Origin of the sequence: Arthrobacter sp. N199823 (genome assembly GCF_002929705.1) — a bacterium.
Classification (GTDB): domain Bacteria; phylum Actinomycetota; class Actinomycetes; order Actinomycetales; family Micrococcaceae; genus Specibacter.
In genome coordinates this window covers 194,708-220,751 of record NZ_PJIN01000001.1, presented here as the reverse complement: position 1 = coordinate 220,751, position 26,044 = coordinate 194,708, and the positions used below count along the sequence as shown (strand labels likewise).

At 61.8% G+C, this 26,044-nt stretch carries 22 protein-coding genes; 3 read left to right on the top strand and 19 right to left on the bottom strand.

Features of this window, described 5'->3' with window-relative positions; genetic code table 11:
* Nucleotides 1-28 precede the first annotated feature (28 nt).
* The 5 genes from CXQ93_RS00975 to CXQ93_RS00955 all read right to left on the bottom strand — a co-directional run bounded on the left by CXQ93_RS00975 (nt 29) and on the right by CXQ93_RS00955 (nt 5,709).
* Nucleotides 29-700, bottom strand: a complete 672-nt coding sequence (locus CXQ93_RS00975) for an FMN reductase (RefSeq protein WP_374953378.1) — start codon at nt 698-700, stop codon at nt 29-31.
* Between the two features lie 101 nt (nt 701-801).
* Nucleotides 802-2,355 (bottom strand): amino acid permease, encoded by a 1,554-nt coding sequence (locus CXQ93_RS00970; RefSeq protein ID WP_104108624.1) that lies wholly within the window; start codon nt 2,353-2,355, stop codon nt 802-804.
* 124 nt (nt 2,356-2,479) lie between these two features.
* A complete protein-coding gene (locus tag CXQ93_RS00965) occupies nt 2,480-3,928 on the bottom strand; it encodes an aspartate ammonia-lyase (protein WP_104108623.1) in 1,449 nt (482 codons plus the stop codon).
* Between the two features lie 108 nt (nt 3,929-4,036).
* A complete protein-coding gene (locus CXQ93_RS00960; RefSeq protein ID WP_104108622.1) occupies nt 4,037-5,005 on the bottom strand; it encodes an asparaginase in 969 nt (322 codons plus the stop codon).
* Nucleotides 5,002-5,709 (bottom strand): FadR/GntR family transcriptional regulator, encoded by a 708-nt coding sequence (locus CXQ93_RS00955; RefSeq protein ID WP_104108621.1) that lies wholly within the window; start codon nt 5,707-5,709, stop codon nt 5,002-5,004. Before CXQ93_RS00955 ends, CXQ93_RS00960 begins: the two co-directional genes overlap by 4 nt.
* 156 nt (nt 5,710-5,865) lie before the next feature.
* Between CXQ93_RS00955 and CXQ93_RS00950 the strand changes: the two genes are divergently transcribed.
* A complete protein-coding gene (locus CXQ93_RS00950; protein ID WP_104108620.1) occupies nt 5,866-6,714 on the top strand; it encodes an SDR family oxidoreductase in 849 nt (282 codons plus the stop codon).
* Between the two features lie 20 nt (nt 6,715-6,734).
* Here the strand turns inward: CXQ93_RS00950 and CXQ93_RS00945 are convergent, their stop codons facing one another.
* From CXQ93_RS00945 to CXQ93_RS00925, 5 genes are all read right to left on the bottom strand, one after another.
* Nucleotides 6,735-8,765, bottom strand: a complete 2,031-nt coding sequence (locus CXQ93_RS00945) for a DUF5107 domain-containing protein (protein WP_258068506.1) — start codon at nt 8,763-8,765, stop codon at nt 6,735-6,737.
* A 117-nt stretch (nt 8,766-8,882) separates the two neighbouring features.
* On the bottom strand, nt 8,883-9,395 hold the full coding sequence (locus CXQ93_RS00940; RefSeq protein ID WP_104108619.1) for a hypothetical protein: 513 nt from the start codon (nt 9,393-9,395) through the stop codon (nt 8,883-8,885).
* Nucleotides 9,392-10,318, bottom strand: a complete 927-nt coding sequence (locus tag CXQ93_RS00935; protein ID WP_104108618.1) for a TIGR01777 family oxidoreductase — start codon at nt 10,316-10,318, stop codon at nt 9,392-9,394. The genes CXQ93_RS00940 and CXQ93_RS00935 overlap by 4 nt, the downstream gene beginning before the upstream one ends.
* Entirely contained in the window at nt 10,315-10,980 is a 666-nt protein-coding gene (locus CXQ93_RS00930) for a TetR/AcrR family transcriptional regulator (protein WP_258068505.1), read from the bottom strand. The genes CXQ93_RS00935 and CXQ93_RS00930 overlap by 4 nt, the downstream gene beginning before the upstream one ends.
* Nucleotides 10,981-11,086: 106 nt before the next feature.
* Nucleotides 11,087-11,494: a VOC family protein gene (locus CXQ93_RS00925; RefSeq protein WP_104108617.1), complete on the bottom strand. Its 408-nt coding sequence runs from the start codon at nt 11,492-11,494 to the stop codon at nt 11,087-11,089.
* Nucleotides 11,495-11,686: 192 nt separating this feature from the next.
* Between CXQ93_RS00925 and CXQ93_RS00920 the strand changes: the two genes are divergently transcribed.
* Complete coding sequence (locus CXQ93_RS00920; RefSeq protein ID WP_104108616.1) at nt 11,687-12,133, top strand: hypothetical protein; 447 nt, start codon at nt 11,687-11,689, stop codon at nt 12,131-12,133.
* A gap of 152 nt (nt 12,134-12,285) precedes the next feature.
* Here the strand turns inward: CXQ93_RS00920 and CXQ93_RS00915 are convergent, their stop codons facing one another.
* The 9 genes from CXQ93_RS00915 to speB all read right to left on the bottom strand — a co-directional run bounded on the left by CXQ93_RS00915 (nt 12,286) and on the right by speB (nt 23,435).
* Complete coding sequence (locus tag CXQ93_RS00915; RefSeq protein WP_104108615.1) at nt 12,286-13,047, bottom strand: ABC transporter permease; 762 nt, start codon at nt 13,045-13,047, stop codon at nt 12,286-12,288.
* Nucleotides 13,048-13,056: 9 nt separating this feature from the next.
* Nucleotides 13,057-13,872, bottom strand: coding sequence for an ABC transporter ATP-binding protein (locus CXQ93_RS00910; protein ID WP_104108614.1), 816 nt, complete (start codon nt 13,870-13,872; stop codon nt 13,057-13,059).
* An 11-nt stretch (nt 13,873-13,883) separates the two neighbouring features.
* Nucleotides 13,884-14,243, bottom strand: coding sequence for a DUF1048 domain-containing protein (locus CXQ93_RS00905; RefSeq protein ID WP_104108613.1), 360 nt, complete (start codon nt 14,241-14,243; stop codon nt 13,884-13,886).
* Nucleotides 14,243-14,575: a PadR family transcriptional regulator gene (locus CXQ93_RS00900; protein WP_104108612.1), complete on the bottom strand. Its 333-nt coding sequence runs from the start codon at nt 14,573-14,575 to the stop codon at nt 14,243-14,245. The genes CXQ93_RS00905 and CXQ93_RS00900 overlap by 1 nt, the downstream gene beginning before the upstream one ends.
* Before the next feature lie 330 nt (nt 14,576-14,905).
* Nucleotides 14,906-15,535 carry a hypothetical protein gene (locus CXQ93_RS00895; RefSeq protein WP_104108611.1) on the bottom strand — a complete coding sequence of 210 codons (630 nt, stop codon included), beginning with the start codon at nt 15,533-15,535 and terminating at the stop codon, nt 14,906-14,908.
* 37 nt (nt 15,536-15,572) lie between these two features.
* Nucleotides 15,573-18,542, bottom strand: a complete 2,970-nt coding sequence (locus CXQ93_RS00890) for a lipopolysaccharide assembly protein LapB (RefSeq protein ID WP_104108610.1) — start codon at nt 18,540-18,542, stop codon at nt 15,573-15,575.
* An 80-nt stretch (nt 18,543-18,622) separates the two neighbouring features.
* The gene (locus tag CXQ93_RS00885) at nt 18,623-20,470 is read right to left on the bottom strand and encodes an HSP90 family protein (protein ID WP_104108609.1); all 1,848 of its coding nucleotides are present in this window, start codon (nt 20,468-20,470) and stop codon (nt 18,623-18,625) included.
* Between the two features lie 122 nt (nt 20,471-20,592).
* Nucleotides 20,593-22,338 (bottom strand): thiamine pyrophosphate-binding protein, encoded by a 1,746-nt coding sequence (locus CXQ93_RS00880; protein ID WP_104108608.1) that lies wholly within the window; start codon nt 22,336-22,338, stop codon nt 20,593-20,595.
* On the bottom strand, nt 22,335-23,435 hold the full coding sequence (gene speB / locus CXQ93_RS00875) for an agmatinase (protein ID WP_104108607.1): 1,101 nt from the start codon (nt 23,433-23,435) through the stop codon (nt 22,335-22,337). Before speB ends, CXQ93_RS00880 begins: the two co-directional genes overlap by 4 nt.
* A gap of 516 nt (nt 23,436-23,951) precedes the next feature.
* Between speB and CXQ93_RS00865 the strand changes: the two genes are divergently transcribed.
* A complete protein-coding gene (locus CXQ93_RS00865; protein WP_373418239.1) occupies nt 23,952-25,931 on the top strand; it encodes an APC family permease in 1,980 nt (659 codons plus the stop codon).
* Nucleotides 25,932-26,044: the final 113 nt, after the last annotated feature.

Here is a 26,044-nt window from a genome sequence, read left to right as displayed (position 1 = left end):
AGCGCGGCACTAAGTTACCGGTGCTGGGTTATCGGCGCTGGGTTTGGGCGAGAAGTTCCGCAAACGGCAGCGACGTCATTTCGGAGACTTCACGTTGGGCCCTCTTGGCCTTGTGATCAATCAGCACGGCCCCTGCGGCTCCGGTGGCTGATTCCTGCTGGCCCATCAAGACCGTGGTCAGTTCTGCGGCGGCCTGCCCGATCCGACGCTCGAGCGTATTGGTGCCCGATCCGCCCCAATCCTCGGGGGAAGCGTAAATAGCAGTGGGCATCGTGTGGGCACGCAGGTAGCTAAAGAGCGGGCGGATAGCCATATCCAGTACCAACGAGTGGCGCGATGACCCGCCCGTGGCCCCAAAGACAACAGGCATCCCGTCCAAGAACTTCGGGTCCAAAACGTCAAAGAAGGACTTGAACAAACCGCTGTAGGAGGCGCTGAAGGTGGGAGTCACTGCAATCATGGCGTCGGCAGCTTCAACACGCTTAATAACATCGGCCAGGGCCGGGCCGGCGTATCCGGACACCATGTTATTGGCAATGTCGGTGGCGTAATCGCGCAGGTCAATGACGTCAATGATGGGATCGGCACCGGCTGCGGACAGCCGCTGCTGCACATCTGCGGAGATTTGATCGGCCAGCATCCGGGTGGATGAAGGAACGCCGAGACCTGCCGAAATGACCACTACCGTACGCTGCATTATTACTCCTAAGTTCATGCGTTTGCATCTACTGTGGTCAACAGCGGCGATTCCAGAGTTATTCCCGGGGCCGGACACCCCGGCCCCGGCCCCGGCGCGCAACCTTAGTCTCGCGAGCCGCGCCCGGCACCGTCGGCAGTATCGCGGGCTGCGGTAGCGGCACTGTGATGGGCAATGACCGGATGGGCTCCCGTATAACCGTCGCGGCTGGCGGCAATGGCATTGATCCGACCGCGTGCGCAGTACCAGCCAATGACCAGGGCCGGCACAATGACCACTATCGAGGCGATGGTCCAGGTGCCAACGGGGCTATCGAACGCCATCAGGACCAGCACGGCCAGCAGGAATGCCAACGTCAGGTACCCCGTGTAGGGTGCGCCGATCATGCGGAACGAGGGTCTAATGGCCAGTCCCTTTTTTGTCAGCCGGTAGAGCGCCAGCTGGCACAGCACGATCATGGCCCAGGAAGCGATGATGCCCAAGGCAGCCATGTTCAACACAATCTCGAAGGCCTCAGCAGGCACCACAGCGTTGAGAATCACGCCCAGAACTGCCACGCCGGCAGTAAGCAGAATGCCACCGTACGGTACACCGCGGCTGTTCAGTTTCGCGGTGAATTTGGGAGCCGAGCCGGACATGGCCATGGAGCGCAAGATCCGCCCGGTGGAGTACAGGCCGGCGTTCAGTGACGACATAGCTGCCGTGAGCACCACCAGATTCATGATGGAGTCCACACCCTCCACCCCAATGGAGCCAAAGAAGGTAACAAACGGGCTCTCCCCCGCTTTGTAGGCCGTGTACGGCAGCAGCAATGACAGCAGCACCAACGAGCCAACGTAGAAGACCGCAATACGGATAATGACTGTATTGATGGCCTTGGGCATGATCTTTTCCGGGTTCTGCGTCTCCCCCGCGGCCGTACCAATGAGCTCAATGGATGCGTATGCGAACACCACGCCCTGCATCACCACCACTACCGGAAGTAGCCCATTGGGGAAGAATCCGCCGTTGTCCGCAATCAGCGAGAAGCCAACTTCATGCCCCTCCACGGGGGTCCCGAAGATGACAAAGTAGGTGCCCACCAGCAAGAACGTCACCAACGCCACAACCTTGATCAGCGCGAACCAGAACTCCATCTCACCGAAGACCTTCACCGAGACCAGATTCAGTCCCAGCACCAGCATGAGCGCGGCCAGCGCCCACACCCACTGCGGAACGGAGTCAATCCAGGGCAGGTATTTGCCGAAGAAGTGCATATAAAGGGCGACGGCGGTGATGTCCACAATTGCTGTCATCGCCCAGTTGAGCCAGTACAACCAGCCGGAGACGAACGCCGCCTTTTCGCCGAAGAACTCCCGCGCATAGGAGACGAACGATCCGGACGACGGCCGGTGAATGACCAGCTCGCCGAGGGCACGCAGAATCAGGAACGCGAAGAAGCCGCAAATGGCGTAGCTGAACATGAGCGCCGGGCCTGCCCCGGCCAAGCGGCCACCGGCACCCATAAAGAGGCCGGTGCCAATGGCCCCGCCAATGGCAATCATTTGAATTTGGCGGGATTTCAGGCCCTTGTGCAGCCCAGCATCTTCAGCGGTCAACGCGGAGCTGGGCTGGTCTTGAACTAAATCAGAGGTATCGCTTTGTTCCTGGTGACGCATGTTGGGTCCTTTTGTTCAGAGGTGAAGCGCGCCGTTGCGGGCCACCGAATTATCGCGGGGAGCTGCGTGGTTGCACGGAGCCGGTTGCACAGAGCTGTTGTAGGGTGCGCGGCTACGCAAAAGCTCAGTTGCCCGAAGGTAGCTCGCTGAGGTTGGCGAGGTATTCCGGGCGTAGCAGTTCATTGAGCTGCTCTGCTGTGAGGAGCTTGCGCTCGAGCACCAGCTCGGCCACCCCGCGGCCGCTGGCCAATGCTTCCAGCGCTATAGCGGTGGAGGTGGCGTAGCCAAGGCGCGGGTTGAGTGCGGTGACCAGGCCAATGGAGTGCTCAACTTGTGCGCGCAGCTTGTCCTCGTGGGCGGTGATGCCGCGGATGCACTTATCGGCCAAGGTGATGCAGGCCGCCTCCAGATGGCGCATGCTCTTGGTCAAGCTATAAACAATGACGGGTTCAAAGGCGTTGAGCTGTAATTGCCCGCCCTCGGCTGCCATGGTGATGGTGACATCGTTACCAACCACCTCGTAGGCCACCTGATTCACCATTTCCGGGATGACAGGGTTGACCTTGCCCGGCATGATGGATGATCCTGCTTGCACGGCCGGCAGCGTAATTTCGCCGAAGCCAGCGCGCGGACCGGAGGACAAGAGTCGCAGATCGTTGCAAATTTTGGACAGTTTCACGGCCACACGCTTGAGTACACCGGAGAGGTGCACAAACGCTCCCACATCCTGAGTGGCTTCAATCAGGTCAACGGAGGTGGTCAGCGGCAGTCCGGAAATCTCAGCGAGGTGGCGGCAAGCCACTTCCGCGTATCCGCGCGGAGCGTTCAGTCCGGTGCCGATCGCCGTCGCGCCAAGGTTGATCTCATGCACCAACAGGGTGGATTCGGCCAGCCTGGCCCGGTCCTCCCCCATGGTCACCGCGTAGGTATTGAACTCCTGGCCGAGCGTCATGGGCACGGCGTCCTGCAGCTGCGTGCGGCCCATCTTCACCACGGTCCTAAATTCCAGCGCCTTGGCAGCGAAGGCATCGCACAGGTATTCCATGGCGACCACCAGCGATTTTGCCGCGAAGATGGTTGCCACGTTGACAGCCGTGGGGTAAACATCGTTGGTGGACTGGCTCAGGTTGACGTGGTCGTTCGGGTGCAGGTGCTGGTATTCGCCCTTGCTGTGGCCCAGAATTTCCAGTGCTCTGTTGGCGATGACCTCATTGGCGTTCATGTTCGACGACGTTCCGGCACCTCCCTGGATGACGTCCACCACGAACTGTTCGTGCAGTTTTCCTGCGATAATTTCCTGGCAGGCCGCAATGATGGCCCCGGCCCGGACATCGTCCAGCAAGCCGAGCTCATGGTTGGTTTGCGCGGCGGCCTGCTTGACCATGGCCAAACCGTTGACCAGATGCGTGTTGTTGCTCAGCGGGATCCCGGTGATGGGGAAATTCTCCACAGCACGCAGGGTGTGCACGCCCCAGTAGGCGTCCACGGGGATGTCACGGTCACCAATGAGATCGTGCTCGCTGCGGTATTTGACGGGATTGGACACGGCCGTGGTGGCCAAAGTTTCAGTCATGATTCTCCTTGGGATGGCGCTTCATTGCGCTACAAAACATGCACTCAGACGTGCGGATCAACAGTTCGTGGGAAAGACAGTGTGCTGGATAGATTGCCGGGGGTGAGGCTAGTTGCGGACTGGTAGCCCCAGAAGCTCGCCCACCGAGTGCCCGCCACCATAGACGGGGAGGCGGTTGAAATCCGTCAGCAGGTCCGGATCGATCCCCAAGGCGATGAGCGCCGGAGTGGCCGCTGGCATGCGGGCCCGGTCTCCGCCGTCGGAAATTTTCAAGGCCACGGCGCTGCCATCGGCGAGGGCAATCACTTGGATGCCTTCAAAGCCGTCCTTGGCCAGGAGCCCGGGAACTGCCTGCATCAGCGCGGTGACGTCGCGGCCGTGGCCAGCCACCATGTCCGGGTGGGCACGCATGGCGTCGGCAACGCGGCGTTCCGGGGTGCCTGACTGCGCCGTTGTCATGCGGGCGAAGGCGCGGGCCATGCCGATGAGAGACAGGCCAAACACCTCAGTGCCGCAGCCGTCGGTGCTGACGGCGGTGATGCTTTCACCGGTCAGATCTTCCACGGTGGCGCGGATCAGGGCGGCGAGCGGGTGCTCCGCGGCAAGGTAGCTCTCCACCGGCCAGCCGTTATGGACGCAGGTGGCCAGCAAGGCGGCATGCTTGCCGGAACAGTTTTGGGCCAAGTGCGTGGGGCCGTTTCCGGCCGCCAGCCACTGCGCGCGCTCAGCCACCCCGTAGGGCAGATCCGTGGAGTTACCAAGATCCGCCGGGGTGAGGCCGGCTGCTGCGAGGATGGCAGCGGCGGTGCTCTGGTGCCCGGCCGCCCCGGAATGACTGGCCGCGGCCAGCGCCAACTGCTCATCGGGCAGCTCCAAGCCAGCGCGCAGCATGGCCACGGCCATGAGCGGCTTCAACGCGGAACGGGGGTACACGCGGGCGGTGGGCTCTCCGCGCGAAACCAGGCTCACGCCGTCGGACGCTAGGGCAATGAGTGAGCCGTAGTGGACGCTCTCCACGAGCTCGCCGCGCGTCTGCACGGCAAGCGGGGCGTGGGCCGGAAATTCGGTGAGGTTCATGCTTGTGTGGCTCCCATGATGCGGCTTAGTGCGGTGTCGACGGCGGAGAGGTGTGTGGCCATGGCGAGCCCCGCATCTGTGCTGTTGCGGCGTTCGATGGCGTCGAGGATGACGAGGTGTTCCACATCGGATTGGCGCGTGCGGCCGGTGATGAGGTTAATGGTTTCGGACTGGTTCACCATGGCACCACGGATATCCTCGACCACTCGTTGGAACACGCCGTTGCCGCTGGCGCGGGCTATGGCGGCGTGAAAACTGGCGTCGAGGCTGACCCAAATTTCAGGGTCGTCTTCTTCGGCCATGAGAGCCAGGATGCCGCGCATTTCCTCGAGTTGCTCGGGACTGTGGCGGGTGGCGGCGAATTCGGCGGCCGGCACTTCGATGTGCGGACGGGCCTCCATGAGGCTGCGGGCCGAGAACTGCCCCAGAACAAGATCGTTGGAGGCGCGGTTGGCAATGACAAAGGTGCCTTTGCCGGTGTGAGTTTCGGTCAGGCCCAGCGCGGTACAGGAGCGCAAGGCCTCACGGACCACGGACCGGCTCACACCGTATTGGGCTGCGAGCGCAGTTTCAGAGCTGAGTTTGGTGCCGACCTTCAGGGCGCCGGCCTCAATCGCCGTCCGAATGGCGGTGAAGACGGCTTCGGCGGCGCTGACTCGAAGAATCGGCCCCTGTCCTGCTGTCCAGCTGTCTGACAAGTTCATAAGCACGACTATGACACCGCTCACAACCCCCTGTCAACCCGCCCTCCCGACGCGGCACCACTTTCCGGCGGTTTTTAAGCGACGCCGCACCACTTTCCGGCGGTTTTTAAGCAACGCGTCCTCGACAATCTCCGCGCCCAAGGATGTACTGGAGCCATGACACTTCCAAGCATCGCCGTCACTGGCGCTACCGGATTCATTGGCGGCCACACGGCCCGGACACTGGCTGCCGCGGGGCTCCCCCAGCGACTGATTGTCCGCAACCCAGAGCGAGCACCGGAACTTCCATTGGCGGAGGTGGCCGTGGCAGCGTTCGGTGACCGTTCCGGCGTCGAATATGCGCTTAAGGGAATTGACACGGTTCTCATGGTCTCCGCCGCGGAAAGCGCCACCCGGCTGGACGAACACAAGGCGTTCATAGACGGTGCGGCAGCTGCCGGCGTGGCGCACATTGTCTACACCTCCTTTGTAGCAGCCGCCCCGGATGCCGTCTTCACACTGGCCCGCGACCATTTCGCCACGGAGGAGCACCTGCGCGGCTCTGGCACGGCGTGGACGATTCTGCGGGACAACTTTTACTTAGACTTCATGCCAATGATGGTAGGGGACGACGGCGTCATCCGCGGCCCGGCGGGGAACGGCAGGGCCGCGCTGGTCTCCCGCCGCGACGTAGCCGCCGCGGCCGCCGCCATCCTCCAGAACCCCGCCGCGCATGCTGGACGGACGTACGAACTCACCGGCCCAGAGGCTCTCACCATGGCGGAGATTGCGGCTATTCTCAGTGCCGGATTGCAGCGCAGCATCAGCTTTCACAACGAAACGGTGGAGGAAGCCTACGATTCCCGTAAAGCCTGGGACGCTCCGCAATGGCAGTACGACGCGTGGGTATCCACCTATACCTCCATTGAATCGGGCGCCATGGCAAAGCTGAGCACCTCTGTTGAGGAGCTCACGGGACGCAAACCGCAGTCCCTCGCCGAATTTCTCGCCGAGCAGGCGGTGTGATCTTTGCGTTGAGCATCGGGCTACTTCATAGTGAACTGGTACTCCGCCGGAACGTCCTGCCCCGGACAGACCTGCAACCAGAGCTCGGAGATTGAGTTGACGCCTTCGCGGAGATCGGCCACTTCCACTCCGGCTGTGAGAATCGCGGCCGCGGCGGCGTCCTCTCCCAGTGCGGCGAGCGCCTTGGCCTCAAGAAACCGGACTCTGCCGAGCCCAGCCAACGATTCCGATGTCTGGCGCAGAAGCTCCAGTGACATAGCGGGCTCCCCGTTGTCCTGAGTCAGTGTCATGGCCTCGATCAACAGCTCGCGGCAGAGCGGATCCGCGGCGCAGGCTGCCACCACTTCGGCCAGACCACCGGCAACATCAGCGGCGGCAATCAGTGCCAACCCCAAACCACGGTGTGCCAACGCCCGGCTGCGCGCGCTCAAGGGCTCTCCTGCCGCAAAGTTCCCCTCAAGTGCCTGCCGATACAACGACGCAACCACGCCCTGGTCCCCCACAGACGAGGACGCCCGGGCATGCACCATGACGGCGTGATGGAACGCGCCCTCGGCACTGGCATTCCGGCCGGCAGTGAGCAAGTCTTCCCAATCCAGCCCCCGGACATAGGAGGACGCCCCGCCAAAGGGCTGGTTCGGCACCTCGGCAGCGGACGCTTCAAAGGGTTTCTCCACAATTCTGGCGTTAGCGTTGAGCAGCTCCAGCCACGGCGCCTGATCCGCCGTCAGCGTCTCAACTCCAAAGGGCGTGCCCGCCTCATCGATCCAGTCAAGGGTGGAATGTTGGCGACGGAACCGCTCCAAAGCACCCCAACCGTTGCCAGCCACCACCATTTCGGAAGGCGGCAGATCAGCCCAGCGTCCGGCGTCGGACAGGGCTTTGGAAATACCCTGCTCCGAGATCAGAGCCTCCACGCGCTGGGCACCAAGAGCCACGGCGGCGTCCCACTCCCCCGCGGCGAGCACCGGATCAAGGCCCGCGTTGCCGTACGCCTCAATCCACTGCCAGCTGGCCCCGGCAGGCATGGGAACGTGCTCAAACTGCGTCTGGGCCAGGCCAGCCTGGATCTCCGCATAGCGCCTCGGCTCGCCAGAACCAGAAGGTGAAAGCCACTCCTGCCAGCGGTGCCCGCCCACGCCTTCACCCCACACAAACAGCTTCCGGCCGCGCAGTTGTGCCGAGGAAATCAGCGCCAACCCGTCACCGTCAGCGTCCGCGGCTACTTCCCAGCGCCGCTCCTCAGGGGCAATGTCGAAGAAGAAATCCGCCGCCTGCGTGTTCCGCACGGGCCAGGTGGCATCCGCGCCATGAAATGCCGTGGGATTAACGCGCGTCATGGAACCGTCGTAGTCGGTCGCGTAGGCGTGCGTTGCCGGAGCAATCACGCGCGTGGCCGGCGACTGCGGAATAGCCGCATTGCTCCACCAATACATGGGCACGGTTTTGTCATTGGGGTTGCGGATGCGCACGGACACCAGCACCACTGTGGAGTCCGCCGGTAGCCACGCGTCGATCTGGAACACCACTTCGCGAAGGCGATCGAACTCCCACATCCGCAGGACGTCCTGCCCCTCCGGCGTGCGCACAATTGCCGTGTGCAGCGGCACGCAGGTGGTGGGCGAATGCCCGCGCGTGCCAATGTTGAACTCAATCCCGCCGGCGAACCAAGCGTTGCGTAGCGCCAGATTAGCGAACTGAATCCTGTCCGGCGTATGCAGGAGCTCCTTGCCCGAGGCTTTGTCGCTCAGTTCCCACAGCCGCCCGCCCAGCTGCGGCAGGAAGGTAGCCTTCAGATGCTTATTTTCAAGCACGACGGCGGTCAGTTCCGTTGCGTGGGTCTCTCGCGAGTAGCTCTCCTGCATGGGGTAGGGGTAAATGTTGCGCACTTTGCCCCAGCGCACCCCTGCCGCAATCTCCTCCGGAATGTCCTCACCCACCGCATATGGCGGCTCCAGCAGCGGCTGCACCGAGGGCATTGACGAATCGTGGCCCAATTCCGCCAACTCAAGGGTCCGCGTCGTGATTTTCAGGGTGGAGACGGCTGACATAGGTGGTCCAATCACAGTCGAGGGGCTCGCAGAAGGCGAGGGAGCTCTGTTGCTGTGAGCCTAGCGGAATTATCCTTACCCCCGGATAAAGCTGCCCTTCCGTGCTCGAGACCGGCCCTAGTTCCTGCGGGCCACCATCTGGATGACAGTCGCCCGGCCAATCGCCGCGCTAGCGGCAGCCCAGCCGGCCAGCAACCCTGCCGTCCACAGCAGTTCCGCATCATAGGAGAGCATGCCAAGCACACCGAAGACCGCCCCGACACCGAGCGCGAAGGCTAGGACATGGAGCCCTTGATTGCGCACTCTCCGCAGCGGCCACGCAATCAAAAGTGCCAGCGGCAAACCAACGATAAGCGCTATGGGAAACCCGAACATGAGCGTGTACGGCAGCACGACCCACTCTGAGGCATCGCCCGCTGAGATGACACCGGCAGCCACAGTCACCCCCACACAGAACAATATGAAGGTCACGAACCAGCCGGTCAGCACTGCCGGGATCCCGTATTCCATGCGGAACGCGTCCTGTTTCCCCCATCGGGCCAGCTGCTCCGGCGTGTAGGGGCCGGCTTCCGTGTGATCAGCGCCGGGACCGTGGATCCCGGGACCGCTCTCGTTGCCAATTCCAGTCATAGTGAACCCACCGAACCTTTTTGTACGCCGCGCCGCCCGGCGATATCGGCGAGTGCACCTTCCAATTCCGGGTGCTGCCAGGTGAAGCCTGCATCCTCCAGCTTCCCGGGCCGGACCCACCTGCTCTTGAGCACCAGCTCGGTTTCGGTTCGGATCAGCACAGCCCCCATCTTCAGTAGCCATGCCGGTGTGGGGACCCCGAACGGTGCCCGGTTTGCGCGGCGCACGCACGCCATCAACTCCGCGTTCGTCACCGCTTCGGGTGCGGCGATGTTGACGGGCCCGGTGATCTCCTGTCGCTCATAGAGGAACAGAACTGCCCGGAAGAGGTCCTGGACATGAATCCAGCTGTATTTTTGTCCACCATCTCCCATGCGCCCGCCGAGCCCCAGCCGCGCCAAGTTATTGAAGGGGCGCATGACGCCGCCGCCCGGACCCATGACAATCGTCATGCGCAGCGGGATTTTTCGTGTGGCTGGAACTTCGGCAGCCGCCAGCGTTTCTTCCCAGCCCCGTGCTACATCGACGGAAAAACCGGAGCCAAGTTCGCCGTCGTCCTCGTCTTGGGACCGGTCCCGGGCATCCCTGTAAATGGTGCCGGTGCTGGCGTTGAACCAATCGCGCGGCGGCGCGGCGCAGGCGGCAATGGCCCGGCCAAGCTCGGCGGTGGTCTCCGTCCGGGACCGCACGATCTCAGCCTTGTTGGCCGGGGTGTAGCGGCAGGAGACCGATTTTCCGGCCAGATTTATGAGTACATCAGCACCCTCGAGCGCGGCGGTGATGGCAGCAGTGTCGCCCCACACGGCGTCGGCGCTTGAGGCGTTGCGACCCACGGTGCGCACCTGCCAGCCTTCGGCGGCGAACCCGGCACGAAAATGCACGCCAATAAATCCGGAAGCCCCGGCGATGACGACGATTTTCACGACCGCACCTTTGCCTTGAGCGCGAGCGCTTCCTCGACCAGCGGTTTGACTACCGGCAGCCGCGAGAACGCAATCAGCTTGGCGATGAGCGGCGCTGCCCCATCGATCAGGGTTCGCGTGCGGCGCTGATTCTCGGAGCGGTCGTACACCCAAAATAGGACCACCCCCATATAGGCCAGCCACAACAATTCCGGCAACTCAGCACGGAGGAATTGTGGCACCTTGGCTCCGTCGATGACCTCACTGAAAATTCCGACGGCGTCCTCCCGCGCTTGGCTCGACGCCTCACCGAAAGGGTTCGTGGCCGATTGCGGAGGCAGAGCACTACTGATGAACGTGCCACCGAAGCCGTGATAGGGAGTGAGGGCATCCACGCCGGCGCGCAAAGCGACCTTGAGCCTGTCGCTCAAACCGCTCACACCGTCCAATGCCTTCGATGCCGCTGCGCGTTGTTCGGCAACGGACTCCCGGTACAGCTCCAGAACCAATTCGTCCTTGGAGGCAAAGTAGTAATATGCGCTACCGAGGGAAACGCCGGCCTCTGTTGCGATGGCCCGCATGGTGGTCTTGGCGAATCCTTTGCTGCGGAACATCCTCAGGGCAGTTTCCAGCACGAGCGCCTTGGTTTGCTCGCTCTTGCTGTCCAACTGTTGTCCGGCCATGTCGCATCCCATCTTTTGAACGTGTTCAGTTCTGAGTAAAGCACGACTTTTGAACACGTTCAACTTTTGGAACCGCTGGGGCTAGCGAGCTACCTTCCCCGGATGCTCAATGCTCGTACCCGATGAGCCAATGCAGGCCGTGACGGTCAACGACTTGCCCGTCGCAGGCTCCCCATGGCTTTTCAGCTAGGGGGTCCACAACAGTTCCACCCACGGCCAGTTTGGCGAACCACTCCTGAAGGACATCTGCGTCCGCGGTACCAAGCAAGGAGAGCATGGCCCCTTCCATTCGAACCGTTTTCTGTCCCGTGGCAGCATCCGACCCCGCCAAGGAGACCGGACCCAGGAGCATTCCATGGGCTATCGCATGGCCGGGACCATCGCTGCGGCTGAATTCCTCATACGTGTGCAGCATGAGCTCCCCGCCAAAGATGTCGGCATAGAACGTGAGTGCTTCACGCGCGGTGCCGGGGAAACTGAGATAGATCACGGGAGCTGGTGTGGTGTGTGTCATAGCGCAATCGTAATCAGATAGCCGTCGCTAGCGCTACAACCTTCACGGGCATCCCCGGCACGGAACGTTTCGACTCCCCGACTCTGCGTCGATACATTGGTTACTGCAATCCATTTCGGGATTGGAATCTGAGGGGACAGATTGACTGTGAATTCAAGCAAGAGCCACGTAGCTCAAGAGCAAACTAGAGCGGTGCCGTTACTGATCGTGAGCCCGGCCTGTTCGCTGATCCTGGCCGTGGCGCTTTTCCTCACTCTCCGGCCACTGATCCCCAGCCACATTGCCCGGCATGTGGGGCCCGATGGCGTTGGCTACAGTTCGACGGCGCTCATCATGGCTGTCATCTTCGCCGCCGCCATTCTCCCGTTCCTTATTGGCGGGGCACTGGCCCTTGGGTTCTTCCGGGACGGTCACTGGTTTCCCACCCAGAAAGCCGTGGTTGTCTGCTTCGTGTCACTGGGCTACGGCGTGATTGGGGTGGCGCTGGCAACAATACTCAGCACCGTGGGCCTGGACCCCGCTGAGGTCTCAGGCGACTCGGTGGCTATGGGCCTGTTGGGTTTCCTGCTGTTATTCACAGCAGCCGCCTGCACCTACGCGGCCCTGCTCCCCCGCGCCAAGCCGGACCCTCTGGTGTAAGCCACCCACACAAACCCGCGGCAGGGACGTTTGCCATTAGTGCCCCGAGCACGGCGAACTAGGGAACTCGGGATCGAGGGAGCGTCCGCGAAAACACCCCGAAACGTGAGGAAGCGTCTGGTGGAGACGCGGGGCCGGGGATTGAAAAACTGCTACGCGATCTTTTTCCGGTAGGCCACCATGGCGAAAATATACGCGATCACCAAGATGCCCACACACCAGGCGAGCGCCACCCAAATATCGTTACCCACTGGCTGCTGGGCCAGTAGGTTCCGGATCGAATCCACGATGGAGGTCACGGGCTGGTTTTCGGCAAACCAGCGCACCGGGCCAGGCATGGTCTCCGTTGGGACAAACGCCGAACTGATAAACGGCAAGAAAATGATCGGATAGGCAAAAGCACTCGCTCCGTCCGCCGATTTAGCCGTGAGCCCCGGAATGACGGCGATCCATGTCAACGCGAGCGTCAACAGCAGCAGAATTCCGGCTACGGCCAGCCACGTCGAGAGTCCAGCCCCCGAACGGAACCCCATGATGACTGCCACCAGAACCACAACAAACACCGAGACTGAGTTTGCTACAAGGGACGTCACCACATGTGCCCACAACACCGAGGACCGGGCAATTGGCATGGACTGGAATCGCTCAAAAATGCCGCTCTGCATGTCCAGGAAAAGCCTGAACGAGGTGTAGGAAATGCCCGAGGCAATGGTGATGATCAAAATGCCCGGCAGCAGGTAGCTCACATAGGAGTCACTTCCCGTGTTGATGGCCCCCCCAAAGACGTAGACAAAGAGCAGCAGGAACGCGATGGGCATGATCGTGGTCGTGATGACGGTGTCCATGCTGCGAGTGATGTGCCGCAGGGACCGTCCGAGCAGGACGGAGGTGTCGGAAAAGAAATGATTGCTCATGATGGATCCTTAGTCCGTTGTGGTGGTGTCGCGTGGAATTCCGGCGCTGCCATTGTGGCCGTTCCCGCCAACAAGGGCGAAGAAAACGTCCTCGAGGGTGGGCTGCTTTTCAACGTATTCAACCTTGACGGGCGGTAGCAGCGCCTTCAGCTCTGCCAGTGTGCCGTTGACAATGATGCGTCCCTCATGGAGGATCGCGATCCGGTCCGCAAGATGTTCGGCCTCATCCAGTGTCTGCGTGGTCAACAGCACCGTGGTGCCGTGGCCAGCAAGTTCCTTGACGGCGGCCCACACCTCAATGCGGGCCTGGGGATCAAGCCCGGTGGTTGGCTCATCAAGGAAAATGACCGGCGGATTTCCGATCAGGCTCATGGAAATATCCAGCCTGCGGCGCATGCCACCGGAATACGTAGCCACCTTGCGGGAGCCTGCCTCAGAGAGCGAAAAACGGTCCAGAAGGCCATCAGCCACGGCACCAGGATCCGCCACATGCCGCAGCTTGCCCACTAAAACAAGGTTTTCCCGCCCGGTCAGTATTTCGTCAACCGCAGCAAACTGCCCTGTCAGACTGATCGATTCCCGGACCTTACCCGGCTGGGAGGCGACGTCGAATCCAAGGACGGCGGCAGCCCCGGCGTCGGACTTTAGTAGTGTGGAAAGGATCTTCACGATGGTGGTTTTGCCGGCCCCATTGGACCCTAGCAGGGCAAAAATACTGCCCTTGGCCACCTCGAAATCCACGCCTTGCAGCACGTGGACATCCTTGAATGACTTCTCCAGACCCTGCACGGAGATAGCAATTCCCTGGGGCGCAAGCGGTGTCATGGCGAGCTCCTCTAGGCTTCCGCGATGCCGTCAATGGCATCAATCAGGCGCTGGCGTTCCTTCTTGATCCATTGCCCCTCGGAGTAATTCGCCAGAAACGCCTCCGTGAATTCAACGGGATCTTCGCCCACAATGGCGCGGACAGGGGTGCCATCCGCCGCCGCCTGCTCGAAGAGGTCGCCGAGGTCCTCAAACATGGCTAGCAGAATGTCGCCTTTGGTGATGGAGCCGAAGTACATCAGGTACCGCTCAATAGCCTCGACAGCGGCGGGGTAGGGGGCTGGCAACGCTTGCATGCGAGCCTTGTTTGCCTTGTATTGCTTCTTTTGCTCGAGTGATCCGGTGACCAGCTCGATCCATTTTGCAGCCATTATTGCTCTCCTCCTTGATGGAGCTTTTCCAGCCTCGCAGCCACAAAGTTCCATGTTGTCCAGAATTCTTCAAGTTGTTCCCGGCCCTGCTGGTTCAGCGAATACACCTTCCGCGGCGGGCCTTTTTCAGAGGGGACCTTGACGACGTCGACCATCCCGTTGCGCTCGATCCTCACCAATAGCGCGTATACGGTGCCTTCGGCAATGTCATCAAAGCCTTGCTCCCGAAGTTGCGCGGTGATTTCATAGCCGTAAGCGGGCCGCGTGGCCAGAATTGCCAGAACAATACCCTCCAGAGTGCCCTTGAGCATCTCTGTCATTTGCTTTCCCACTGCACACTCCCTTCAGCTACTTAGTATTACTAACTACAAGTACATAGTAGCGCTAAGTACTGACGTTGGGAAGTGGTCAGGATTAGAAGAAAACTGCACCAAACACACCCGGCACACCGTGGTCACGGCACTGCTCACCATGACCACAACCCGCCATGGCCGCAGTCCGTACCGCCGTGACACCGGTCACGCGGCAGGGACAAACAGCAAAACACAGGCAGTGGCGTACATCAGGACCGAAAAGAGGACGCCCAGGGCTTTCGTCATGGGCCTAGGCTCGGGCGCCGGCATGTTCCCGGTTTCTGCGGCTGTCTTGTCCGCGGTTCAGCCTCAGACCTTGATCGCCGTGGCCAACAAGGCGGGCATGCCCTGCCCCTCCCACTGGGCCGTCAGCGAGTGCCCGGGCTGACTGGTTCCCGTGGTTTCCAACTCATGAAGAACGGCAAAGATTACCTCTCCTGCCGGAATATTGGTGACTCCCGCAACGGTGTGCGGGGCTCCGAAGCGCAACTCAGGCAGATCAGCGCTGGGCGTTTCCGTGCTGCTCACCGCTATGGTCTCGGGGAGCGCCTCCCGGGCATCCCCCACCACCAAATACTGCACGGCCACCGGCTTCCCCGTGAGGATGGTAGCGGCAAGTTCGCTGGCATACACGGGGTCACCCGTGGCGTCATAGACCCAGCGCGGGCCAAGAACCGAGTGGTCCATTGTGGTCACCAAAAACTCCTCGGCGCCCTCCAACGGAGCACCGCGATAGGTCAGCGGCACCTGATACGTCTTACCGTCGACGGCGACGACATGCGTCTCGATGCCAACCTCACCGGCCGGATCGTCGAAGCGAAAAGCCCCCAAACGCACCAAAGTCGACGCGTCACCGCTGAACCACGGCTGCTGCGGCAACCACGCCTGGAGTAGCTCGGACTTGGAGGGACTCAGCTGCGCATCATAAATATCGGACATGCGAACTAGTCTAGGCCGCATCACTATGGGGCGGCTGCTAGCCGTGCTGGCGGTCTTCTTCCGCCTCGGCACGGACGCTCGCGGCTTCGGCGCTTCGCCCCGCAGCTTCGAGGCAGTCAGCCAGCTGGTGGCGCACGATCTCCTGGCCCTGGCGATCGCCCTCCAAGGCACCAAGAACAGCGTGGTAAATAGCTACCGCATCGTCATGGCGTTTGGCGTTATCCAACATGTGAGCGGCTTGCAACAGCGCAAGCACCGATTGTTGCCGTGCGTCATCGAGCAGTTCCAAGGCACTGGATGCTTGCAGAGCTTGTGCCACGGCCGCATCAACCTCGCCTGTTCGGAACAGGTGGCGCGCCCGGATAAGCTGAATCTCAGCCGTCTGGACCTCTGATTTCGCCGCGATGGCCAGGGCTTTGGCAGTTTCTATTGTCTCCGTTGCACCGTCGGCACCACCCGTGCTCAACATTTCAGCGAGCTGCATGTGGGCAGCTATCAAGGTCGGCTGATCGATGCCTGGCAGCTCGTCCTTCTCTCGATCAACAGCAAGGGCGGCAGTCAGCACGTCGACGGCGGATTGGGCTTCTTGGGCTGCGGCCTCAAAATGGCCAGCTTCCTGGTAGGTGGAGCTCATGGCCATGTGCAGTTGCGCCACCCGGTCCGCTTCACCATTTGCTTCGAAGCAGTCAAGGCCCAAGGTCCACGCGTTCAAGGCCCCACCTGGTTCGCCGGCGCTGCGTAAGGACGTGCCGAGGAGATCGTAGAGTTCGCCGCGGTCGTGGTCGCCAATGTCGATGCCGGAATTGTTCAGAGTCTCATCGAGGACCTCAATGGCTTCCTCGTCAGAGCCGTGGTCCACCAGGTTTTTAGCCAGCGAGTATGCCAAGCCCAAAACGTAGGGAGACTCCGCGAGTTGGGCCTGCTGGATGCCAAAACGCAGGCGTGAGCGGAGCTCGTCAGTCCGGCCCAAGTCTTGCAAAATAGCGGCCGTGAGCTGGATTGACTGCGCCACGGATTCGCGCGCTCCCAAGCCCAACAGCAGGTCAGTGGATTCTTCGGCGTCAGCCAGAGCGCTGGCGAGTTCGCCACGTTGTGCCGCCAGACGGGCCCGCAGTCCCAACGCCGATGCCCGGCGCACCACCGAGGTTTCGTGTTCTAGGCTCTTGTCCAACCAGACGTTCATTTCATCCGCGTCGCCGCCCTCGACTGCCAGGTGCAACATCAGCGAGGCATACTGCGACCAGGCTCGTGCGATGGTTTCCGCGGATGGATGCGCGGCGGCTCTGACGGCAGCGGCAGGGCCGGCAGCACGGGGGCTGCCAGCTTGAGCGGCGGCAGCCCCTCCATGCGCAGAAGCCGCCCAGTCATTGATGGCTTGCTCCAGAGATACCAGTGCGGTGCGGGCTTCCTCCAGTTTGTCCTGACCAACCAGAATGTGTGCCAGTTCCGCATTGAGTAAGCACAGCGCCTCGGGATGCTCCGCCAATGCCAGAAGTTCGGAGTTGATGAGCGCCAGCTTTTCATCGTCGCGCTCGCTGTTGTCCGGGCCAGTCAACAGCGCGTCGGCCCTTTCAGCCAATGACGCCAGCTCCGGATCCCCTGCGTCACGCAGGGCGGCGGCACGCAAGGCGACGCACTCGCGCAGCAATTCCTGGTTTTTCTCCCCCGGGATCTGGCCATGAATGGTGATGGCACTACGGTGCAGAGCCGCCAACTCGCGCGGGTTCTCCGTTCCGCGCACACCGCTGGCATAGGCGGCCAGGGCAGCATCGTAGAGTCCCGCTGCACACAGGTCCATGGCACGGACACGCCACTGTTCGGTGCTGCGCGGCTCAGCAACTGGACGTGGTTCTGGGCTGCCGAAGGTCTCGGCTCCCAGAGACAAGGGATAAGTCGCGGTCACCAGATCCTTGCGTGCGCCAACCTGCCGAGCATGCCAATCGTTGCCATTGCGAGCGTCAAAGTCCGCGGCCAGCGCTTCCGCGGCCTGCCAGCACAGCGGCGCCAACTCGGCCGCAGAAAGAACGTCGCTACGCTGCCCAAAGAAGGGAATGAGCAAGGTGCTGTCCGTTCCCCGGATGGGAATTTCGCCGTTTCCACCCGCTACGACCTTCTCCAGAAGCAGGCCCAAAGCGGTCAGGAAGTTCAAGTGTTTGCGGTGTGAGAGCGGATCGTGAGCCAGCCAGGCCAGGTGCCGTTCGGCCAGGGCCACGCCCCGCGCCTCATTGCCCGTGGCGGCACAGAACGCCACATGATTGGCGATGATGCCCACGTTGTCGGCATTGCCGCGGGCCTCCCGGTAGCTGCGCCGATGCAGCGAAGCCAAGCCGTCCATATCGCCCGCGCGGAGGAGCGGCAACAGGGCAACGGAGATGGCGTGTTCAGGTTCTTCACCACAACTGAAGCCGCCCGCCATGATCTCGGTGAACGCGCGCACACCCGCAGCCTGCTCCCCGATACTGAAGTGGTAATCCATGGCCACGGCCCGCACACAGGCGTCGCAATGGGAATAATTGTCCCGTTCCGTGGAGGTCAAAGCCGCGAAGGCTGCTCGTGCTTGATCGAGGTGACCGTTGTGGAACGCCGATTCAAAGCGCGCCATGGCCACCCCTGAGAGCCCCAGATTGGCCTTCCTAAAGTGGTCATCCATGTCGGCTAGGACGGCAGCAATCTGCTCCGTGGAGAACCGAGGATCAGCTCCTAGGACACCCACCATCCATTTGAACTGCCACATCAGATCGCTGCCCTCATCCGGTTCCATCGGGAAGGTGAGCGGATCGTCGTCGTGCTTGGCCAGACACCACGCAAAGTTGGTCAGTAGCCTGTCAGTATCCCCCATCATCTGGGCGTTGTTGCCTAGAACAAGGCGTACCCGGTATTCGCCGGATTCATCGCCCTGCTCCACCGCGAGTGCCAGCGCCGTCTCCAAAAGAGCGCTCAAATCTGGCCCCCACATGGATTCCGTGGCTTGGCTGATGAGCTCTTCAAGCTCGGCGGTGGTCTTCATTTTCGTTCCTCAAAGTGGACGGACTTGGCCGGGCTTCTGGCCTGCTGCGGCGCCCGTGCAAGCTGTGCGGGGCGGATAATTTAGTGGTTCACGCTCAGTTGCACCAGATCGCTGAGCGATTCGGTGAGCAGACTGCGCTGGGCAGCGCCGAGTGGCAGGTGGGCGGCGAGCATGGCCTGCACGTAGAGCAGTTTCATGGTTCGGTTGAACACGGCCTCATCGGGGCTTTGTGCCAGCGTGCGGATCAGCGGGTTGTCCCAATTGGCGCACAACGTGGCCTTGGCCATCTGGCTATTAAGTTCGACGGCGGCCTCCCGCGACTTTTCTGCCTTGGCCAACACCCCGTTCCACAGCGAGTTGGACACCCGTCGAGCGGCGCTGCGCTGCAGCCCGCGAAGCACGGCATCGTCGGCCAAATAGAGGGCGGAGACATCTGCCGGGGCAAAGCTGCGCACACTCACTTGAACGTCAAAGGACTTCAGGACCGCACTGGCACGCTGTTCAAAGGCCAGCACCGGCGCCCGCTGAGCCAATGCCGGGACCGCGAGCGAATCCAGCAGTGATGCCAGCGCTACCTTTTCCACGCTGGTGCCCTCAAAAAGGAAGGGCAGGCGGCGAATGATCTCGGCGTCATACACGTAGCCACCGTTGACTACCGGCGATTCGGTGGGCACGATCGCGGCAATCTGGCCGAACTCTTCGATCGATTCGGTGTAGCGGATGTGCTTTTGCCGGGACACCAACTCTTCAATGGTCATTCGTCCGGCAGTGGTTTCCACGCTCAGCCAACGGGTCAAGAAGGAGGCAAGCTCGTCGTCGTACGCCACAAGCGACTTCAGGCCCAGGTGATGGATGGCGACAAACTCAGCCAGTTTGTTCGGGTTCCCGGCGCCCATGCGGATGACCCAGGCACGCAACGCCGCCCCCAACTCAGTCCGGGTCACCTCCAGCGCTTCATCGGCAACAAGAGATTCGCGGGACGCCGTGGGCTTCAGTCCCGTGGAATCCACCACGGAGCGCGCAAAAAACGCCCACTCCGGCAGCAAGTCCTGACTGCGCTCATCCACCAACATGCCGCCGAGGTAGACGGCGTGCGCCGGCCGGGCCGAGGGCGGCGGGGTGAACGGGAGGATGAAGGCGGTGCCGCGGGTGCCGGTGGCGGGGCTGCCCAGCTCAATGGCATCCAGCGGCCGGGCGCCTATCAGGGCAGTTCCCAGCTCCATTAATGCGCTGCGGTGCTCAGTTCGCTCGTCCCCAGCCAGGGCGAAAACCGGCGGCTGATTGATGGTGTCGAAGCCGCCGGTGCCGTCAGCGATCAGGATGGGAACGGGCAGGTATTGGGCATAGCGAGTAGCCAGTTCCGTGACTTTTTTGCGGCCGCATAGCTCGGCGTCATCGGCGCGGGGCCGCAGTTTCACGCTGGTTCCCACGGGCAGATCGTCACCGTCCAGCACGGTTATGCTGAACGTACCAGCCGCCGATCCAACCCATCGCACAGCGCTTTCGCCAGCTTTGCGGGAGACCACCACAATTTCATCGGCCACCATGAAACAGGAGAGCAGGCCAATTCCGAACTGGCCCAGCAGGTCCTGACGCGGCATGTCAAAGAGGTCGCGCTTGGAACTGCGCCCCACGGTGGCCAGCATTTGCGCCACTTCGTCGGCATTCAGCCCCACGCCGTCATCATCAATGCGGAACTCGGGATTGTCCGGGCTCGACGGGAAAATGCGAATCTCCCACCGCCCAGCATTCCCCTCGGCCTCGGCGCCGCCGGATTTCCTGCGTTCGACTATGGCGTCACGCCCGTTTTGGATCAGCTCACGGAGATAGACCTGCGGCCCGGAATAAATGTGACGGCTCAGCAGGTCAACAACGCCGTGCAGGTCAACTTGGAACGGACGGGCGGCGGACCCCACAGCGGAACTCATGGGAACCATTCTATCGGCCGCCACCCACACCCCTCAGCGCCGCCGCGCATGTTCCCGCTTTTCGCGCATCTACCTGCATGCGCGGAAAGCGGGGACGTGCGCGGCGGATGGCGGCTGACCCGTTAAATGTTTAGGTGAGTAGGCCCGAACATCTTCAAAAGCGTCTCAACCACGACGACGTTGGGACCGTCGGCAGCGAAGGCCGCCTTGAGCGCGTCCCCCACACCCTCGGGTGCCACCCGCTGCGCCGGCACACCGAAAGCCTCTGCAAGCTTCACGAAGTCCGGCCGCGCCAGTTCGGTGTGGGTGGCCTTACCGAAGGTGTCCACCATGTATTCGCGCAGGATGCCGTAGCCGCCGTCGTCCACAATCAGCCAGGTGACGGGTACGTTGTGCTGGCGGGCGGTAGCCAGTTCGGAGATGGAGTACATGGAGGAACCGTCGCCGGCCACAGCCAAAACACGCGGCGACTTTCCTTGGCTTTGCAGACCCAGCGCTGCGCCAAGCGCCGCCGGGAAGCCGTAACCAAGGCCACCGGCACCTTGAGCGGAGTGGAACTGGCCGTCCTTGGCATCCCAGCAACTCCAACCCCAGTAGGCGGAGATGGTCATATCCCAGAAGGTCTGCATGTCCGCCGGGACGGCGTCCCGGATATCTGCCATAAATTTACGTTCCAGTCCCAGATCCTGACTGTCCAGGCGCGCCTGCACCTTCGCCAAGGTTTCTGCCACGACGGCCTGCGGCGTGGCTCCGTGCCAATCGGCGTCGTCCCGCAGCGATGCGTCAAGGACCTCATCGAGAGCACGGAGCGCCTGTCCGGCATCGGCCCGGATACCCAGCGCGGGGCGGTTGGATTCCAAGACCCGGGGTTCGGCGTCGATCTGGATGATGCGCCCGCGCGGCTCCATGGTGAAGTAATTGCTGGCCACCTCTCCCAGCGAGGAACCGATAACCACCAGCACGTCAGCGTCTTCGAGCACCTCCGTGACGTAGCGGTCCTCCATCCACGACTGCAGAGACAGCTCGTGGTTCCAGGGGAACGCACCGTTACCGCCGGGGGTGCAAACCACGGGTGCGTTGAGCTTTTCGGCGATGGAGAGCAGCTGCTTTTCGGCGCGGCCGCGGCGGGTGCCGCCACCGGCCACAATGACGGGCCGCTTGGCCGCGGTCAGCCATTTCACAGCTTCCCGGACGAGCTCCACGCGCGGCGGATTGTCGAACGGTTCAGCCAACGCATCCTCAACAGCCGGCACGAAGATGGGATCCAGCAACACGTTTTGAGGCACTTCCACCCACACCGGCCCCTGAGGGGAGGATACGGCTTCGGTCCAGGCATCCTGAATGGCAGAAGGGATGCCGGAGGCATGCTGGATGAGCCGCTGGCTCTTAGTGACGTTGGCTGCTGACGCCTTCTGGTCATCGAGCTGGTGCAACATTCCCTTGCGCCGGGCGCCCAGTCCCTCCAACGGAATCTGGCTGGCCACAACAATCATGGGCACGCCGGTGGCATATGCTTCCTGCAATCCTGCTAGAGCAGTCAACGCCCCGGGGCCGGTGGAGAGGAACAGCACTCCCACCTCTCCCGTGGCACGGGAGTAGCCGTCGGCAGCGAAGGCCGAGTTGTTTTCCACACGTGAAGAAACAAAATGCAGGGGCGATCGGCTAAGCGCATCGAAGAGACCCAGTGCGTGCTGGCCGGGAATGCCGAAGACCGTCTTGGCGCCCAAGGCCGTGAGAGTTTCGACGACGAGGTCTCCGCCGTTGCGCTGTGGAGGGGCCTCCGGCAGCGAGGGGTCCCCGACCGAGGGCTCACTGACGCGCGGGGCCCCAGCCGAGCTTACGAGGTTGGGGAGCTGCTGGGGATTCATTTGCTGCCGCCTTCGAGGTTAGTGGTGTTTTCGGTGCCGGCTGGGGAACGGAACCCGGCCGGCCTACGCCGCGCTTCTGCGTCAAGGGCCTGTGCAGCATAGCCGTTGGGGGTACCGAAGCGGTCGCCTTCACGGAAGTTGTCAGCCATCAAGGTGACGAGTTCAAAGCCCACATGGCTGGCGGCGATGCCAGTGATCTCGGCGTGGTCATAAGCCGGTGCCACTTCCACGATGTCAGCGCCCACCAGGTTCATGCCACGGAAGCCACGAATGATTTCAATGAGTTCTCGGCTCGTAATGCCGCCAGCTTCAGGTGTACCGGTGCCGGGTGCGTGGGCGGGGTCCAGGACGTCGATGTCCACGGAAATGTAAAGCGGGCGCTTGCCGATGCGATCCCGAATTTTGGCCACAGTTTCCAGAACGCCTTGGTAGTAGACATCTGCTGCCGTAACGATTCCGAAGCCAAAACGGTGATCGTCGTCAAGGTCCTTCTTGCCGTACAGCGGGCCGCGGGTGCCCACATGCGAGATGGCCTCAGTGTCCAGAATGCCTTCCTCGACGGCGCGGCGGAACGGGGTACCGTGCGTGTATTCGGCGCCAAAGTACGTGTCCCAGGTATCCAGATGGGCATCAAAGTGCAGCATGGCCACGGGCTCACCGGCTCGCTCTGCGGCGGCGCGCAGAAGCGGCAAGGAGATGGTGTGGTCACCACCGATGGTCAGGAGTTTGGCGCCGTCGGAGGTCAGATCCAGTGCGTTTTGCTGGATGGTTTCAATGGCTTCATTGATATTGAAGGGGTTCACGGCCATGTCGCCAGCATCGGCAACTTGGCAGTTTTCGAAGGGGGAAACATCCCACGCCGGATTGTAGGGACGCAGCAGGCGGGATGCCTCGCGGACGTGATTGGCGCCGAAACGGGCGCCCGGGCGGTAAGACACTCCGCTGTCGAAGGGGACCCCCACCACGGCAACATCGGCCTTGGCTACCTGGTCCAGTCGAGGCAGTCGCGCGTACGTCGCAGCACCGGCATAGCGCGGAATTTGGGCGGAATCGATCGGGCCTAGGTTCCCGTTGGCCTGGATACGGATCTCTTTCATGGTCGTCCTCATCTCAATAACAGTTTTCAGCACATCGAGCGCAACAGTAGATCTACGTCACATCCGGCAGTTGTTCACCATCGTACAACTGTTGTTGACCAATGTGAACCAAATGTTTCATAAAGGATACTTTCCATGCACGACGCCGGACCCGTCACCCGGGTGCCCACCCCACCTTTGCGTGTGGATCCCGCCGCCTGATAAAAGGACGCGACGCACGCGCTTTCTCGGGGCCGTTGTTGCCATTCGCCGCCGTTTAGGACAATTTCTATGGCCCCGGGGGTAGTTGTTGCGATTCGATGCCGGTGCACCGGTGGCGAATCGCAACAACTACCCCCGGGGCCGCATTCCGAACAGCCGTCCACCATCCAGCAATTACTGGCCACGGCAACTCGCCACCCGGGTGCTCCTACAAGAGGGTGCGTAAAGATTTCGTCAAGACAGGGTTCTTTCAGCTTGGGCCGGTGCTAGTCTCCATAAGCCGCCAGTGGACGGCCAAGAACAGAAAGGCCGCATGTGAGATCCCGAACAGTAGCTCCATCAAAGGCTGGGGCACCAGGGAAACCGCGGGGAAAAGCAGCCCTGAAACCCTGGCTACTCGAGGGATTGCCGGAAAGCTCCGGTAAACGTCAGGGCCCTCACGGCCGGCCAACTGAAAACCACCATCCGGCCTCATGGTGGCGGGTCATGTGCCTGACGGGCCTGGATTACTTTTCAACACTGGGCTACCAGCCGGCCATCGCCGCCTTGGCTGCAGGCGTTTTGGCACCGTTGGCCACGATCGTTCTGGTGCTTGTCACCTTGCTCGGTGCCCTTCCCGTCTACAAGCGGGTTGCTAGGGAGAGCCCCCACGGCGCCGGTTCCATCGCCATGCTCGAACGCCTCCTGCCGCGATGGTGGGGAAAACTGTTTGTCCTGGCACTGCTGGGCTTTGCCGCCACAGACTTCATGATCACCATTACCCTCTCCAGCGCCGATGCCACAGCTCACATCATCGAAAACCCGTTCGCTCCCGCCTTTCTGCAGGGTCACAACATCGGCATCACCCTCATACTGATCGCCGGACTGGCTGCCGTGTTCTTGCGCGGATTCAAGGAGGCCATGAGCATTGCCGTGGTCTTGGTGGCCGTTTTCCTTGCCATGAACTTGATAGTCATCTCCGTGGCGCTGGCAAAAGTGACGCAAAGTCCCCTCCTGACGGCCGATTGGTGGGGCGCCTTGACCACCCAACACGGCAGCCCCTTCATGATTGTTGCCGTGGCCCTGCTCGTTTTCCCCCGGTTGGCTCTGGGCCTTTCCGGCTTCGAAACCGGTGTGGCCGTAATGCCACAAATCAAGGGCCGCGCTAGCGATACTCATGAGAACCCGGAGAGCCGCATCAAGGGCGCTCACAAGCTACTGACGACGGCGGCACTCATCATGAGCACCTTCCTCATCACGTCCTCGCTGGCCACCACCATCTTAATTCCGGCGGCCGAATTTCAGCCCGGCGGCGACGCCAATGGCCGTGCACTAGCCTTCCTGGCCCACGACCTCCTCGGTGAGGGCTTCGGTACCGCCTACGATCTGAGCACCATTGCCATCCTCTGGTTCGCCGGTGCCAGCGCCATGGCCGGACTGCTCAACCTAGTCCCCCGCTACCTGCCCCGCTTTGGCATGGCCCCGGAATGGGCGGCAGCTGTGCGACCGCTGGTTCTGGTGTTCACCGCCGTCGCAGTTCTCATCACCATCATTTTCAAGGCCGACGTCGATGCCCAGGGAGGTGCCTACGCGACAGGGGTGCTGGTGCTCATCACCTCGGCTGCGATCGCCGTGACCCTCTCAGCCAAACGCAAGGGTGAGAAAAAGCGGGCGATTGGTTTCGGCGCAGTCTCGCTCGCCTTCATTTACACCACCGTCGCCAATTCCATTGAGCGGCCCGACGGACTAAAAATTGCCGCCCTGTTTATTCTGGGGATTGTGGTGGTGAGCCTGCTCTCACGCATGCGGCGGGCCTTTGAACTACGCGCCACCTCCATTCGCATGGACGAGGCAGCCATCAGCTTTGTGGCATCCATCAACAAGGACACCATCAGGATCATTTCCCACGATCCCAAAACCAAAAGTGCCGCAGCCTACCGGCGCAAACTGGCCCACGCCTCTTACGTCAACGCAATGGGAAATCCGCAAGATGTCTTGTTCCTGGAAGTCATCGTGGATGATTCCTCGGACTTTGAAACGGCCTTGGAAATTCATGGCATCACCCGGCACGGCTTCAACATCTTGCAGGTTCATGCCTCAAACGTCCCCAACACCATTGCCGCTGTGCTGCTGCACGTTCGCGACACCACCGGCCTCATTCCGCACATCTACTTCCGCTGGAATGAGGGCAATCCCATCACCAATTTGCTCAAGTTCTTGTTCATTGGTGAGGGTGAAATTGCGCCAGTGACCAGGGAAGTTCTCCGTGAGGCAGAGCCGGATCTCATGCACCGCCCGTGGGTCCACGTCGGCTAACGGTGTGGCGTTGGGCCCACGCGCCCGAGGGTTCCCTGGCCGAGGCACGTCGGCTAAGGGTGTGGCGTTGGGCCCACGCGCCCGAGGGTTCCCTGGCCGAGGCACGAAGTCAG